This is a genomic window from Nocardia ignorata NBRC 108230 (assembly GCF_001612905.1).
In the GTDB taxonomy this organism is placed as follows: Bacteria; Actinomycetota; Actinomycetes; order Mycobacteriales; family Mycobacteriaceae; genus Nocardia; species Nocardia ignorata.
Genome location: NZ_BDBI01000002.1, coordinates 626,601 through 641,712, shown reverse-complemented (window position 1 = coordinate 641,712; position 15,112 = coordinate 626,601). Strand labels below are relative to the sequence as shown.

Annotated in this window: 14 protein-coding genes; 7 read left to right on the top strand and 7 right to left on the bottom strand. The window is 68.1% G+C overall.

Annotation, left to right across the window (positions count from 1 at the left end; genetic code table 11):
• Positions 1-135 precede the first annotated feature (135 nt).
• The gene (coaA, locus tag NI2_RS03255; RefSeq protein ID WP_067485654.1) at positions 136-1,068 is read left to right on the top strand and encodes a type I pantothenate kinase; all 933 of its coding nucleotides are present in this window, start codon (positions 136-138) and stop codon (positions 1,066-1,068) included.
• Here coaA and NI2_RS03250 read toward each other — a convergent pair.
• The 3 genes from NI2_RS03250 to NI2_RS03240 all read right to left on the bottom strand — a co-directional run bounded on the left by NI2_RS03250 (position 1,065) and on the right by NI2_RS03240 (position 3,603).
• Positions 1,065-2,150, bottom strand: coding sequence for a hypothetical protein (locus NI2_RS03250; protein ID WP_067485651.1), 1,086 nt, complete (start codon positions 2,148-2,150; stop codon positions 1,065-1,067). The genes coaA and NI2_RS03250 overlap by 4 nt on opposite strands.
• A gap of 78 nt (positions 2,151-2,228) precedes the next feature.
• Positions 2,229-2,795, bottom strand: a complete 567-nt coding sequence (locus NI2_RS03245) for a hypothetical protein (RefSeq protein ID WP_067485649.1) — start codon at positions 2,793-2,795, stop codon at positions 2,229-2,231.
• 28 nt (positions 2,796-2,823) lie between these two features.
• Positions 2,824-3,603, bottom strand: coding sequence for an isoprenyl transferase (locus tag NI2_RS03240; RefSeq protein ID WP_067485647.1), 780 nt, complete (start codon positions 3,601-3,603; stop codon positions 2,824-2,826).
• Positions 3,604-3,937: 334 nt separating this feature from the next.
• Between NI2_RS03240 and trhA the strand changes: the two genes are divergently transcribed.
• A complete protein-coding gene (gene trhA, locus NI2_RS03235) occupies positions 3,938-4,612 on the top strand; it encodes a PAQR family membrane homeostasis protein TrhA (protein WP_067485645.1) in 675 nt (224 codons plus the stop codon).
• A 118-nt stretch (positions 4,613-4,730) separates the two neighbouring features.
• Positions 4,731-6,212: an adenylate/guanylate cyclase domain-containing protein gene (locus NI2_RS03230; RefSeq protein ID WP_067485982.1), complete on the top strand. Its 1,482-nt coding sequence runs from the start codon at positions 4,731-4,733 to the stop codon at positions 6,210-6,212.
• A 105-nt stretch (positions 6,213-6,317) separates the two neighbouring features.
• Here NI2_RS03230 and NI2_RS03225 read toward each other — a convergent pair whose 3' ends face one another.
• From NI2_RS03225 to NI2_RS03210, 4 genes are all read right to left on the bottom strand, one after another.
• Positions 6,318-8,369 carry a thioredoxin domain-containing protein gene (locus NI2_RS03225; protein WP_243749749.1) on the bottom strand — a complete coding sequence of 684 codons (2,052 nt, stop codon included), beginning with the start codon at positions 8,367-8,369 and terminating at the stop codon, positions 6,318-6,320.
• A gap of 42 nt (positions 8,370-8,411) precedes the next feature.
• Positions 8,412-9,152: a CPBP family glutamic-type intramembrane protease gene (locus NI2_RS03220; RefSeq protein WP_067485642.1), complete on the bottom strand. Its 741-nt coding sequence runs from the start codon at positions 9,150-9,152 to the stop codon at positions 8,412-8,414.
• A 160-nt stretch (positions 9,153-9,312) separates the two neighbouring features.
• Complete coding sequence (locus NI2_RS03215) at positions 9,313-9,717, bottom strand: type II toxin-antitoxin system VapC family toxin (protein ID WP_067485981.1); 405 nt, start codon at positions 9,715-9,717, stop codon at positions 9,313-9,315.
• On the bottom strand, positions 9,714-9,986 hold the full coding sequence (locus tag NI2_RS03210; protein ID WP_067485640.1) for a type II toxin-antitoxin system Phd/YefM family antitoxin: 273 nt from the start codon (positions 9,984-9,986) through the stop codon (positions 9,714-9,716). Before NI2_RS03210 ends, NI2_RS03215 begins: the two co-directional genes overlap by 4 nt.
• Before the next feature lie 186 nt (positions 9,987-10,172).
• On the opposite strand from NI2_RS03210, the gene NI2_RS03205 reads away from it, so the two are divergent.
• From NI2_RS03205 to eat, 4 genes are all read left to right on the top strand, one after another.
• On the top strand, positions 10,173-11,384 hold the full coding sequence (locus NI2_RS03205) for a transcriptional regulator (RefSeq protein ID WP_084475819.1): 1,212 nt from the start codon (positions 10,173-10,175) through the stop codon (positions 11,382-11,384).
• A gap of 145 nt (positions 11,385-11,529) precedes the next feature.
• Positions 11,530-13,047 carry an aldehyde dehydrogenase gene (gene adh / locus NI2_RS03200; RefSeq protein WP_067485636.1) on the top strand — a complete coding sequence of 506 codons (1,518 nt, stop codon included), beginning with the start codon at positions 11,530-11,532 and terminating at the stop codon, positions 13,045-13,047.
• A 13-nt stretch (positions 13,048-13,060) separates the two neighbouring features.
• Entirely contained in the window at positions 13,061-13,456 is a 396-nt protein-coding gene (locus NI2_RS03195; RefSeq protein ID WP_067485634.1) for a DUF779 domain-containing protein, read from the top strand.
• Between the two features lie 163 nt (positions 13,457-13,619).
• Positions 13,620-15,086, top strand: a complete 1,467-nt coding sequence (eat, locus tag NI2_RS03190; protein ID WP_084475817.1) for an ethanolamine permease — start codon at positions 13,620-13,622, stop codon at positions 15,084-15,086.
• Positions 15,087-15,112 lie beyond the last annotated feature (26 nt).

Genomic DNA, 15,112 nt, shown 5'->3' with positions numbered 1-15,112 from the left:
ACGGGTAGCCAAACCCCCCGTTGCGCACGGACGGCCGACACGGAGCACAATCGCCGCATGCGGTCAGAGTTATCCCGGATCTCACCGAACGGGCAGCCCAGCTGTGCGTGTTTGCCCGAACGGAGCGTCGGGTAAGTGGCACGGATGAGCGAGCCGAGCCCGTACGTGGAGTTCGACCGGAAGCAGTGGCGCACTTTGCGCAAGTCGACTCCCCTGGTCTTGACCGAGGAGGAATTGACCGGACTACGCGGCCTCGGCGAGCAGATCGACCTCGAGGAAGTCGCCGAGGTGTACCTGCCGCTCGCCCGCCTGATCCACCTGCAGGTCGCCGCACGTCAGCGACTGTTCGCCGCCACCGCCACGTTCCTCGGCGAGAAGCACCCCGACAAGCAGGTGCCGTTCGTGATCGGGGTCGCCGGCAGCGTGGCGGTCGGCAAGTCGACCACCGCGCGCGTGCTGCAGGCGCTGCTGTCGCGCTGGGATCACCACCCGCGCGTCGACCTGGTGACCACCGACGGATTCCTCTATCCCACAGCCGAACTCACCCGCCGCGGCATCATGCACCGCAAGGGTTTCCCGGAGAGCTACGACCGGCGCAAACTGCTGCGCTTCGTCACCGAGGTGAAATCGGGCGCCGAAGAGGTGTGCGCGCCGGTGTACTCGCACATCTCCTACGACATCGTGCCCGACGAGAAGCACTGTGTGCGCCAGCCCGACATTCTCATCGTCGAGGGCCTCAACGTGCTGCAAACCGGCCCGCGCCTGATGGTGTCGGACCTGTTCGACTTCTCCATCTACGTCGACGCGCGTATCGAGGACATCGAGAACTGGTACGTGCAGCGTTTTCTGGCCCTGCGCAAGACCGGCTTCGCCGACCCGAACGCCCACTTCCACCACTACGCCGGCTTCAGCGACGAACAGGCCACCGCGGCCGCGCGCGACATCTGGAACTCCACCAACCGGCCCAACCTCGTCGACAACATCCTGCCGACCCGTCCCCGCGCGACCCTGGTGCTGCGCAAGGACTCCGACCACACCATCAATCGGCTGCGCCTGCGCAAGCTCTAGATCGGCGACCCCAACGACACCACGTCGGTCGCCAGTTCCGAACGCGCACCGCCCTTTTCGACGACAAGCACGCCCTGCGGGGTGTCCCGCGCCGCGAGCGGCTCACCGCCGACCACCTGGATGACGGTCTGCTCGGAACGGGCGAGCATGTCGATCACCGGTTGCTCGGCGACCGGCGCCCAGCCCTGGGCGGCCGAACGCAAGCGGTCGACCGTGCTGGTGGCCCCGGCCACGTCGGCCCACTTGCGCACCGCGACGCTGATGACGTTGTCACCGCTCCAGCGCGGGTTGTAGACCGTCGAGCACTCGCCGGGAACCGAGGGCAGGTCCGAGACGGCGTTGCTTCGCACATCGATGGTCGCGACGAAACCGATGCCGCAGGAGGAGCTGCGCGCGGTGGTGCCCGCGAGCACGAAGGTGTGCCCGTCGGGTCCGGCGGCGGCCGAGAGCTCGGAGTCGATACCGGGTACCCGGCCCAGCGGCAGGATGGCGTCCGAGCCGATCGCGTAGAGGTGGTTCTTCTCCCACCACAGCCCGCGGGACTCCGACCGTGCCAGCAGCACGTACTCGTCGGTGGCCGCGACCAGGCGGGCGCCGTCCCAGTTGCCACCTGAGAGCGGGCTCGGCGAATCCGGGAGCACGATGTCGCGTTCGGGCTCGGCGGGAGTGGTGCCCGCGAGGTCCTGGCTCATGATCTGGCCGGGCTCACGCCACCAGCCCACCACCGCGTCACGCAGGGCCACCGCGTCGGTGCAGTCGCATTCGGTGCGCGTCACGGAACCGTTGTCCACGCTCAGCGCGACGAGCGTCTTGGACGCCGTCTCCACCGCGAAGGCGAACGCGCCGTCGCGGGTGAAATTCACCGGTGCCGCCGAATAACCGAAATTGCCCGACGCACGCAGTGTTTCGGCCCCGCGGACGACAACCAGCTCACCTTCGGTTCGATACGCGAACACCCCGGAACGATCCGGCTGCTGGTTCGGGGTGATCACCGGCGCGGGCGTGCCCTCGACCCCACACCCGGCTACCAGGCCGACCGCACCGAGCGCCGCGATCCACGCACCTGCACGCGCAACTCCCACCGCTGTCCCCTACCTGTGTCGACGGGTCCGTTCCGGGCAGCAGCCTAGCCCGCGCACCACCGGAACCGGGACGACTCGTCACAACTTCCAGGCCGCGTCCAACCTGGTCGCCACATCGATATTGCGCACCGCGCCGATCTCGGGCTTGCGGATCTCCTCGGACATGTACCGGGCCACGAACCGGCGGATCTCGTGATCGACACTGGCAAGCACCCGCAACAACTGCCCGCGCTTGGTGGAACTGGCCACGTTCACCCGCACATCACCCGGACGCGGCTCGGCGATGTCGATGACTACCCGCAGCGGGTCGGCCGTGCGTGCCGTCAGATGCAGGTGCACGGTGCCGTCCACCCGGAACCGCGACCGGTCGACCGCGAGATCGACCACCAGATCCACATGCAACGGGATCGTCAGCTCGAAGGAGATGAAGGCGTCGACGAAACGCAGAATGCGCGGCTGACCGAGCTCCACCTGCGCGGTGACCTTCGCCAACCGGCCCGGCCCCACCCCGATCGGGCCGAAATCGAAAGCGGCACCGGTGAGCTCACCGAACGCGTCCGCGATGCGCTGCTCGGACACGGCGTACTCGAGGAAACGCCTGCCGAACTCCTCATAGCTGATGTAAGACGCCTCATCAGGTTCCACGAACGCGACAGTACGCGAGGACTACGACTCACACCCCGAAGCGACGGTGCCGCGCCGCGTAATCCCGCAGCGCGCGAAGAAAATCGACCCGCCGGAACTCCGGCCAGTACGCCTCGGTGAACCAGATCTCCGAATACGCGCTCTGCCACAACAGAAAACCCGAAAGCCGCTGCTCACCAGAGGTTCTGATCACCAGATCCGGGTCGGGCTGACCCGAGGTGTACAGATGCTGGCCGATCGCGTCGACCGTGATCGACTGCACCAGATCCTCACCCGACTCCCCCGCCGCGATCTCCTGACGCACCAGTGAGCGCACCGCGTCGGTGATCTCCTGCCGACCCCCGTACCCCACAGCCACATTCACGTGCACACCGTCGCGCCCACTCGTGCGCTCGGCTGCCACCCGCAGCCGCTTGGCGATCAACTCGGGGAAACCGGCGAGCGAACCGACGATCCGCACACTCCAGTTCTGCTCCGGCGCCGACAACTCCTCGACCACATCGGTGATCACCTCGAACAGCGTCTCGAGCTCCTCGGGATCGCGGCGCAGGTTCTCCGTCGACAGCAGGTAGACGGTCACCATCTCGATGCCCTCGGCGGCACACCAGCCGACCAGCTCGGCGATCTTCAGCGCACCGACCCGATGACCGTGGCTGACATCGGTGAACCCGTTCTCGCGCGCCCAGCGTCGATTCCCGTCGCACATCACCGCCACGTGGCGGGGGTGCTGCTTGTCGGCCAGCTGCTTGGACAGCCTGGCTTCATAGACGCGGTACGGCAACCCTCGCACCCGACCGAAAAACTCCACGCCCGCACCCTACGCCTGGGCCGCCACCCCGTGACTCTTGCCGGTCGTGGGTGCGGGGTGAGAGGCGTGCCGGGCCGGCGGTGAGAAGGTGCTCCGGCTTTGGGGTGACTGGGGAGTTACCCATGTTCTTGCGAGATCAGGGCGTGGGATCGGAGGAGGCTTTCTCGGGACTGGCGCGGCGTGGGTAGTTGGCGCCTATTGCGGCTGCGGCGGTGGAGTTCGGGTTTTCCGCAGATTGCTTCGTGGTGGTCGACACCCTGGTGTGTGATGGATGGGTTTTCACGTACCGTTGGGGGCGTAACTTACGGTTCCGTAGGTTTGACTGGGAGGTGTCGTGGAGGCGGTCGGTAGCGATTCGGGTGTGCCTGTCGCGCTGGTGAAGCCGCGGTTTCGCGGGTGGATTCATACGTGGGCGTTCGGTGTGGCCGTGGTCGCGGTGGCGGCGCTCGCGGTGGCCGGGTTCGCGCACTCGACCACGGCCGGGTGGGCGACCGTGGTCTACGGGGTCGCGGTGTGCGGGCTGTTCGGCGTGAGCGCGGTCTACCACCGGGTGACCTGGGCGAGCGTGCGGACCCGGGTGCGGATGAAGCGGCTGGACCACTCGATGATCTTCGTGTTCATCGCGGGCAGTTACACCCCGTTCGCGGTGCTCGGCCTCCCCGACAGCACCGGGCGGACCTTGCTGATCGTGGTGTGGGTGGGAGCGCTCGCGGGAGTCGCCCTCAAGGTGCTGTGGCCGACCGCGCCCAGGTGGGTCGGCGTGCCGTTGTATCTACTGCTCGGGTGGGCCGTGGTGCCGGTCGCGCCGACCCTCCTGCACAACGTGGGGGTGTGGCCGCTGGTATTGCTCGCCATCGGCGGGGTGATCTACAGCGTGGGGGCCGTGCTGTACGCGACGAAGTGGCCCAATCCGTGGCCGGACTTCGGGCACCACGAGTTCTTCCACGCGGCGACCGTCGTCGCGGCGCTGTGCCACTACATCGCGATCTGGCTCGTGGTGCTCGGCTGAGCGGCGTGCGTGCGCGGTGTCCTCGGCCGCGCCTTCTATGCTGGACAGTTGTGTCGATCATTCGCGCGGCTCGTCCCGCCCCGGCCCCGTCACGGGGTGCGGTAGACGGGTGTGCGCGGTGAACCGGCTGGTCCGCTGGCTGCTGCGGTCGCACTGGGGGCTCGCCCTCGTCGTCATCACCGCCAACTTCGTCGGCGTCGGCGCCATCTTCCTCATCTCCTGGGCCGGTGGCGTGTTCAGCCGCGTCGGCGACGACTGGCACGACGCGGCCTCGCTCATCGCCATCTACCCGGCCTTCGGATTCGCCCTCGGCATCGGACTCGCGATCTACGACCGCCGAAAACACCTGCGCTGGCTGGACGACGGCCGCAAACCGACACCGGACGAAGCTCGCCAGCTGATCCGGCTGCCCGCCGCGATCACCGTGCGCGCCGTGCTGATCTGGCTGCCCGGCATCATCCTCACCGTGTGGCTGGTCGACCGGTTCACCGACTACCACAACACCATCGTGATCGGGGCGGGGTTCATCCTCGGCGCCCTCGAATCGGCGGGCGTGATCTACCTGATCCTGGACCGGCTGATCCGCCCGACCGTACCCATCGTCGCCGCCGTCCTCGGACCGACCGTGCATCCGAGTGCCACGGTGCTGGTGCGCGTGCTTGTCACCTGGGCGGTGTCCGGCGCGCTGCCGGGGCTCATCGTCATCGTGGTGCTCAGCGACCGCACCACGCCCGCGAGCGACCGGGTGCGCGCGGCCTGGATGTTCTCGATCGTCGCCCTCGGCGTCGGGATGCTGGCCACCGCGCTGCTCGCACGCTCGGTCGCGACCCCGATGCGAGCCATGTATCGGGCGCTGGACCGGATCACCCGTGGGGAACTCGACGTGCGGGTGCCCGTCGGTAGCGCGAGTGAGATCGGGCGGCTCGAACACTCCGTCAACGAACTGGCCACCACCCTGCGCGAACAGGCGCACATGGAGGACATGTTCGGCAAGCACGTCGGCTCGACGGTCGCCGAGCGCGCGTTGGCAGGCAGCGCCGACCTCACCGGTGATGTGCGCACGGTGTCGGCACTGTTCATCGACGTCACCGGTTCGGTGCGGCTGTCGGCCGAGATGGAGCCGGTGGAGTTCGTGCACAAGCTCAACCGGTTGCTGGCCACCGTGGTCGCGGCCACCGAAGACAACGGCGGCCTGGTCAACAAATTCCAGGGCGACGCCGCCCTGTGCATCTTCGGCGCGCCCTCGGCGCTGCGCGACAACGCCACCCCGGCCCTGCGTGCCGCCCGCCGCATCCGCGACGAAGTGGTGGCCACCGGAGAGCTCGACATCGGTATCGGCGTGGCAAGGGGCAAGGTGTTCGCGGGCGACGTCGGCTCCGACACCCGCCTCGAGTTCACCGTCATCGGTGACGCCGTCAACGAGGCGGCCCGGCTCACCACCGTCGCCAAGGAAGTGACGCGGCGGGTGCTGGTCAGCGATGACGTGGTGCAGGCGTCCGCACCCGCCGAACGCGCTAAATGGAAGCGGCACAAGGACCTTCGCCTGCGCGGCATCCCCGGGCGCACCCGGACCTGGACCGATATCCCACCGAACCGCTGATCGGCGGCACCTGCCGATCAGCCGAATCGAATCAGCTTGCCCCACAAGGGCGTAGGTCTCGCCTGATTGCCGACAAGACCAGGCCGCCCCGACCGAGACCCTCTGTCAGGTGCGCAGAGCCAGAGTCAGGTCGGCGGGGTCGGTGACGGGGAGGTCGCAGATCGAGCCTCGGCAGACGTAGGCGGCGGGGTGACCGTCGACGAGGGGGCGGTCGGTGAGCAGCGGAGCGGCGTCCGGGGGCGCGGCGAGCACGATCGAGCCGCCCGGTGCGGCCGTGCGGGCGGCTGCGAGGAGTTCCATTGTGGCCGAGGTCTTTTCGGTTGCTGCGATGGCCACCTGGAACGGGCCGCGGACGGCGGCTTCGGCGACGGCGAGCCAATGGCCCGCGGTGCGTGGTGCGCGGTCGAGCAGGAGTGCGCCTCGCGCGAGGGTGTGGTCGGCCAGTTCGCGGTAGTGGACGGCGCGGTCGGGGTCAGCGACGGCCGAGGCGGTGAGCAGGGCCTCGGCGAGGGCGGAGGTACCCGAGGGGGTGGCGCCGTCGATGGGGTCGCGGGGGCGGGTCACCAGAGTTTCGGCGTCGTCGGCGGTGTCGAACCAGCTGCCGGGACGGTCGGGGTCGGCGAAATGCTCGATCGCCGAGTCGAGGATCACCTGGGCGGCGGCGAGCCAATCGGGTTCGCCGGTGGCCTGGTACAGGGCGAGCAGACCGGTGGTGAGCCAGGCATAGTCCTCGAGCACCGCGGGTGGGGCGCCCGCGACACCGTCGAGGGAGGCGCGGCGCAGGCGTCCGTCGACGAGGTGCACGTCGAGCAGGAAACGCGCGCACCGCACGGCCGCCGCCACCCAGGACGGTTCCTCCAGTGCCGCACCGGCTTCCGCGAGCGCGGTGATGGCCATCCCGTTCCAGGCGGTGACCACTTTGTCGTCGCGCGCCGGTTGTGGACGCGCGGTGCGGACCTCGAAGAGCTTGGTGCGCAACCGATCGAAACGGGCCGACTGTTCGGCGTCTACCGGGTCGCTGTGGCGGGTGAGCACCGAGGTGCCCTGTTCGAAGTTGCCCGCCGTGGTGACACCGAATGCGTCGGCGGCCCACATGCCGTCGAGCGGGCCGAGTTCGCCGACCAGCTCGGCGGGCGTCCACACATAGGTGGCGCCCTCCACACCCGCACCGCCCGGCTCGAGGTGGGTGTCGGCGTCGAGCGCGGAGGCGAATCCGCCCTCGGCGGTACCGAGGTCGGCGAGCAGGAATTCGACCGTCTCGCGAGAAACTCTGTGCGGCAACGATTCCAAGGGGGTCGCCGGTGTACGTCTGGCCAGGTGAGCGTAGGCGCGCAACAGCAGGGCGTTGTCGTAGAGCATCTTCTCGAAGTGCGGCACAAGCCAATTCGCGTCGACCGCGTATCTCGCGAACCCGCCGCGCAACTGGTCGTAGATACCGCCGCGCGCCATCGCCTCGGCCGCGCGCTCCACCAGGTCGAACACGGCCTGGTCGCCGGTGCGCTCCCAGTGCCGTAGCAGGCCCTCGAGCATCGCCGACGGCGGGAACTTCGGCGCTCCACCGAATCCGCCGTGTACCCGGTCCTCGTCGGCGGCGACAGCGAGGACCGCTTTGTCGAGAAGTTCAGTGGTGAGGGCGATCTCGCCGTCGGGCAGGCCGGTCGCCTGCGCACGCAGGGCCTCGGTGACCTGGTCGGCGGCCTTGTCCACCTCGTCGCGGCGGTTGCGCCACGTCTCGGTGATGGCTGTGAGCAACTGGGTGAACGAGGGCATCCCGCCGCGCGGCTGCTTGGGGTAGTAGGTGCCGCAGTAGAACGGCGCACCGTCGGGGGTGAGGAAGCAGGTCATCGGCCACCCGCCCTGCCCGGTCATGGCGACGGTCGCGGTCATGTACACCGCGTCGAGGTCGGGGCGTTCCTCCCGATCGACCTTCACGCACACGAAGTCGGCGTTCATCTGCTCGGCGGTCGCCGCGTCCTCGAACGACTCGTGCGCCATCACATGGCACCAGTGACACGACGCGTACCCGACCGAGAGCAGGATCGGCACATCCCGCTCGGCCGCCTCGGCCAGTGCATCGGCATCCCACTCCCGCCAATGCACCGGGTTGTCGGCGTGCTGACGCAGATACGGCGAAGTCGCGCTACCCAACCGGTTCACGCTGCCAGCGTGCCACACACGCGGAGACAGTGCCGACAACCATCAGCGGCGGGTTTCCGCCGCGCGAACCGTCATGGTGGCCACGGCGACCAGCACGGCGGCCACCGCGACGAAAACGATCTGCGGCCGGTCCGTCGTCGCGTCCCCGGCCAGCAGATATCCCGCGATATTGATCAGCCAATGCCCGATCGAGGCGACCAGCACACGCTGACCGAAACTCCCCGTGCCCAGATAGCCGAGCACCATCGCGAACGACATGGTCGCCACGAAGAAGCACCCCGCCACCACCGGCCCGGCCGTGAAGGCCTGGACATGCCACAGCGCCCACACCGCCCCGGCCACCGCCACCGCGCCGAACCTGGCCATCCGCGCTTCGAGCATCGGCTGCATCAATCCCCGCCACCCGATCTCCTCCCCACCGGCCCCGACCAGTTGCACCACGAGAAACACCACGAAGGGCACGCTCCCGATCGCGGCAGGCCCCACGGTGGCCGTCCCCGACACAACAGCCGCCCCCATGAGCAGCAACCAGTACCCGACACACACCGCGACGATCGCCGCGACATTCCCCGCCACCCGCCGACCGGAAACCGCAACGGGGAGCACCGCAGCGACGGTCTTGCGGAACACCAGCCATGTGACCAACGCACCGACCGCCGGGGCGAACTGAACCAGCGAGAGCACGGCCGGATCTATCCCCGAAAGTGGTTGCACCGCAAGGAAGACCACCGAAGCGGCAAGGGTGGTCGCAACGTAGACACCGATCGCAACCCAAACCTTCACCCCACCTACCGTTCGCTCCATGTCGGCGGGTCTCGGGGAGATGTCGGCGATACGCACGTGACCACCTTGACTGCCCCCACCCAGCCACACATCACTCCGCAGTCCGATGCAGTTGTTGTACCGCAGCGGTATTGACAACTTCCCCCTCCGGCTCGGTACCTCAGAGCGCGACAACCTCGAGCATGCTCTCCAGCCCTTTGAAGTCGGCGGCGTTGCGGGTATAGAGCGGAAGCGAGTTCGCCGAGGCGATCGCCGCGATGAGTAGGTCCATCCGCCGGGGGCGCGGGTCACCGTTCGCGGCGATGGTGAGCGCGACCAACGTTCCGTACCGAGTCGCCGCGGCTTCGTCGAACGGCAGCGGGTCGAATTCGACGATCGCGGCGCCGAGGTGCTCCGAGCGCTCGGCCCGACTCACCGGATCCTTGGCCATCGCGACGCCTTGGTTGAGCTCAGCCAGCGTGATGGCGGTGATCTCCGGGGTCTCCGGCAGATTGTTCGGCTCGAGCGATCCGAGGTCGAGGTAGGCGCACGTGTCGAGAACACCCGCCGGATGCCTGACGCTCACCGGCCGCTCCACGGGTCGTCGTCGCAGATCCTGTCCTCGGTACCGAAGAATTCGTCGGCTTCCCGACGCATCGCGGCATAGTCCACCCGTGGCAGACCACGATGCCGGGCGACCAGTTCTTCCGCGCTGCGACGACGGCGCCGGCTGACCGGCCGCACCTCGGCGATCTCGACACCGTTACGGGTGACCAGGATGGTCTCGCCCGCCTCCACGGCGTCCATGATCGCCGCGGAATTGTTCCGCAGCTCGCGCTGACTGATCTGCCTCATACGTCAAGTGTAGCCCTGCGTGCTACACCGGGCTACACCCTTGGCTCGCAGTGAGGGGGTAGGGAACTTTTTCCGGAGCACCGGTGCGCAGCTCACTGGCACCACCACCGAAACGGCTGTTGGGCGGGGCATAGGTGGGGCATTATTGGGGACGAAGTCCCTGATAGCGACCGGACAGGAACCCCCATGGCATCGCAGCTGACGCTTTCGGCGCAGCGGGCTGCGTTGGAGCGGGAGTGGGCGCAGTGGGTGCCCGCGGGGGAATCGGCGCTCGGGCGGAGTTCCGGGGTGCGGGCCGAGGTGGCGCAGTCGTGGTTGCGGTCGTTGCGGACGGTGGATCCTGGGCGCGATTGCGCGCCCGAGAGCGAGACCGATATCGGGCCGAAGTGGGCCGAGTCGCCGCTGCGTGGGCCGGTGAGCGAGTTGAAGGACCAGTTGCACAGCGTGGCCGACGACGCGGGGTATGTGGCGGCGGTGACGGATGCTTCGGGGACGATTCTGTGGACCTACGGCGGGCCGGTCATGCGGCGGCGGGCCGAGCAGGTGAACTTCGCGCCGGGTGGGCGGTGGGACGAGGCGCACATGGGGACGAACGCGCTGTCGCTGGCGTTGCGCACCGATCGGCCGCACACCGTGTTCTCGGCCGAACATCTTGTCGCCGCCCTGCACGGCTGGGTCTGCTATTGCGCGCCGATCCGCGCGGCCGACGGCACACTGCTCGGCGTGCTCGATCTGTCGACCACCTGGAAACGCTCCCACCCGCTGGCCATGGCCACGGTGCGCACCATGACCAGCGCCATCGAAGCCAAACTGCACGCGGCCGCACCCGCACCGGCGGGCATGCGGCTGACCTGCCTCGGCACGGGCCGGTTGATGCGCGACGGCACCCCGATCCGGTTGCGCCCACGTCAGCTCGAGATCCTCACCCTGCTCGCGCTCAGCGACGACGGCTACAGCCACGAACGCCTGCACTACGCCGTCTACGGTGACCGCGCGGTCGGCGCGAGCACCCTGAAATCGGAGATGTCGTACCTGCGCCGCGCCACCGGCGGCGACATCACCAACCGCGTCTACCGCTTCACCACTCCCCTGTCCTGCGACGCGCTCGACGTCCTGCACGCCCTGGAATCCGGCGACCTCGACACCGCTGTTCGGCTGTATCACGGTCCGCTGCTTCCGGATTCGGAAACACCCGGCATCACCGAATGGCGCGACTACCTCGCCGTCGCCATGCGCAACGCGGTCCTGGCCAGCCCCGACCCCCACCACGCCCTCACCTACGGCGAAGCCGCCCCCGACGACATCGCCGTCCACGAACACGCCCTCATGCTGCTCCCGGCCCGCGACCCCCGCCGAGCCGTAGCCACCGCACGCCTGCACAGCGCGCAGAGGGCATAGGCGCCGCCGCAGCGCAAGAGCCGCTTTCCGGGCCGTGATCACCGGTATCGGGCGCCACGAGATCCGCTCTCAACGTTTCATCAACCCTCGGGGTGGATAGTGACTGGCGTCACGCATTACCGGAACCAGCGAGGAGTTTCCGCACATGATCTACGCCAAGCCGGGCGCCGAGGGCAGCATCGTCAGCTACGCCCCCAGGTATGACAACTTCATCGACGGCAAGTGGGTTCCGCCGGTCGAAGGCCGGTACTTCGAGAACACCTCGCCGGTGGACGGTCAGCCGTTCTGCGAGATCGCCCGTTCCACCGCCGCCGATATCGAGCTGGCTCTCGATGCCGCGCACCGTGCCGCCGACGCGTGGGGTGCCGCCTCCGCCGCCGAGCGCGCCAATATCCTCAACAAGATCGCCGACCGCATCGAGTCGAATCTCGAGGCCCTCGCTGTCGCCGAGACCTGGGACAACGGCAAACCGGTTCGCGAAACCCTCGCCGCCGACCTGCCGTTGGCGGTGGACCACTTCCGCTACTTCGCCGGTGCGCTGCGCGCGCAGGAGGGCGGGATCAGCGAGGTCGACGGCGACACCATCGCCTACCACTTCCACGAGCCGCTCGGCGTTGTCGCCCAGATCATTCCGTGGAACTTCCCGATCCTGATGGCCACCTGGAAGCTGGCGCCCGCGCTGGCCGCCGGTAACGCGGTGGTGCTCAAGCCCGCCGAGCAGACCCCGGCCTCGATCATGAAGGTCGTGGAGCTGATCGCGGATCTGCTGCCGCCGGGAGTGCTCAACGTGGTCAACGGTTTCGGGGTGGAGGCGGGCAAGCCGCTCGCGTCCAGCCCGCGCGTGGCCAAGGTCGCCTTCACCGGTGAGACCACCACCGGCCGGCTCATCATGCAGTACGCCAGCGAGAACATCATCCCGGTCACCTTGGAGCTGGGCGGCAAGAGCCCCAACATCTTCCTGCCCGATGTGATGGCCGCCGACGACGACTACCTCGACAAGGCCGTCGAGGGTTTCGTGATGTTCGCGCTGAACCAGGGCGAGGTGTGCACCTGTCCGTCGCGTGCGCTGATCGCGTCGTCGATCTACGACGAGTTCATGGAACGCTGCGTGCAGCGCACCAAGGCCATCGTCAGCGGCAACCCGCTCGACGAGGCGACCATGATCGGCGCGCAGGCGAGCAACGACCAGTTCGAGAAGATCCTGTCCTACATCGACATCGGCAAGAAGGAAGGTGCCGAGGTACTCACCGGTGGCGCGGTCCGCGCTGTCGACGGCCTGGACGGCGGCTTCTACATCGAGCCGACGATCTTCAAGGGCAGCAACGACATGCGCGTGTTCCAGGAGGAGATCTTCGGCCCGGTCGTCGCGGTGACCACCTTCGACTCCACCGACGAGGCGCTGAAGATCGCCAACGACACCCTCTACGGTCTCGGTGCGGGCGTGTGGACGCGGGACATGAACACCGCCTACCGCCTCGGCCGCGGCATCAAGGCGGGCCGGGTGTGGACGAACTGCTACCACGCCTACCCGGCGCACGCGGCGTTCGGCGGCTACAAGAAGTCCGGCATCGGCCGCGAGAACCACAAGATGATGCTCGAGCACTACCAGCAGACCAAGAACCTGCTGGTCAGCTACTCGCCGCAGAAGCTCGGCTTCTTCTGATGGTGCGCCGCTGATGGTCCGACGAGTAGACCTCACCGACAAGGCGGCAACGCTGCTCCGTGACCTGACCGGGCTGCACGGCCCGGTCATGTTCCACCAGTCCGGCGGCTGCTGCGACGGCAGCTCCCCCATGTGCTACCCACGCGGTGAATTCCGCGTGGGCCGCTCAGACGTGCTGCTGGGATATCTGCCCGGCGACATCCCGTTCTGGATGAGTGCGGACCAGTTCGAATACTGGAAACACACCCATCTCACCGTCGACGTGGTGCCGGGCCGGGGCAGCGGTTTCTCGCTGGAAGCCCCCGAGGGCGTGCGGTTCCTGATCCGTTCACGCCTGCTCACCGACGAGGAGGTGGCCGAGCTGGATTGCCAGCCGCCGCCACCCACCGGTGACACCGTTTCACCGTGATGTGAAACACCAACTATCACACTGTTTCCGCAGGTCGGCGGCGCTTGATACGCGCCGCTGATCTGCGGGATCCACGGCCGTAACAGTCGTCAACCATTCTTCAACCCTCGACGATCACCGTTGCCGTCGCTACGCGCTTGTTTGTTGATGAGGAGCTTTACCTGTGAGTACCGACGCCGTTCCCGCCCCCACCGCCGACCCGCCCGCCGACGGTTACCTCGCCAAACGCACCGCCCAACCACCCGCCGACGACTATCTCGCCAAACGCACTCTCCGTTCCGGCACCGCCGGCTGGGTGCTGCTGGCCGGTCTCGGCGTGAGTTACGTGATCTCCGGCGACTATTCCGGCTGGAATTTCGGCCTGGCCGAAGGCGGATTCGGTGGCCTGCTGATCGCCTCGGTGATCATCGCCGGCATGTATCTGGCCATGGTCCTCGGCATGGCCGAACTGTCCTCGGCGCTGCCCGCCGCGGGCGGTGGCTACACCTTCGCCCGGCGCGCTCTCGGGCCGTGGGGTGGGTTCGCCACGGGCACAGCGGTTCTCATCGAGTACGCGATCGCACCCGCCGCCATCGCCACCTTCATCGGCGCCTATGTGGAATCGCTGAACCTGTTCGGGATCACCGACGGCTGGTGGGTGTACCTGGCGGTGTACGCGCTGTTCATCGGCATCCATCTCGGTGGCGCGGGCGAGGCGCTCAAGGCGATGTTCGTGATCACCGCGATCGCACTGGTCGGCCTGGTCGTGTTCGCGATCGCGGCGGTCGGCCGGTTCGACGCCGCCAACCTGACGAACATCGCGCCCGACGCGGCGGCAACCGGCTCCTCGGCGTTCCTCCCGTTCGGCTACCTGGGCATCTGGGCGGCGATCCCGTTCGCCATCTGGTTCTTCCTCGCCGTCGAAGGCGTGCCGCTGGCCGCCGAGGAGGCACGTGAACCGGAGAAGAACGTGCCCAAGGGCATCATCGTGGCGATGCTGATGCTGATGGTCACCGGCGCGGTGGTGCTGTTCCTGGTGACCGGTGCGCTCGGCGCCCAGGACGCCTCCGCCTCGGGCAACCCGCTGGTCGAGGCGCTCGGCGACAGCCCGGCGGCCAAGGTCGTCAACTACATCGGCCTGGCCGGACTCGTTGCCAGCTTCTTCTCCATCGTCTACGCCTACTCGCGCCAGACCTTCGCGCTCTCCCGCGCCGGGTACCTGCCGACCAGCCTGTCGGTGACCAACTCCCGCAAGGCGCCGATGCTCGCGCTCGTCGTGCCCGGCATCATCGGCTTCGCCCTCTCGCTCACCGGCGAGGGAGCGATGCTGCTCAACATGGCCGTGTTCGGCGCGGCCGTGAGTTACGTGCTGATGATGGTGAGCCACATCGTGCTTCGCGTCCGTGAGCCGAACATGCCCCGCCCCTACCGGACCCCCGGCGGCATCGCCACCACCTCGCTCGCGCTGGTGATCGCGGCCGCCTCGGTGGCGGCGACCTTCCTGGTCGACCCGAAGGCGGCGCTGTTCACCCTCGGCGTGTTCTGCGCCTTCATGGCGTACTTCGGGCTCTACAGTCGCCACCACCTGGTCGCCAAGTCGCCCGACGAGGAATTCGCCGCGCTGGCGAAAGCCGAAGAGGAACTCGAGTGATCCGCTGACCGTTGTCCCCCGCTCGG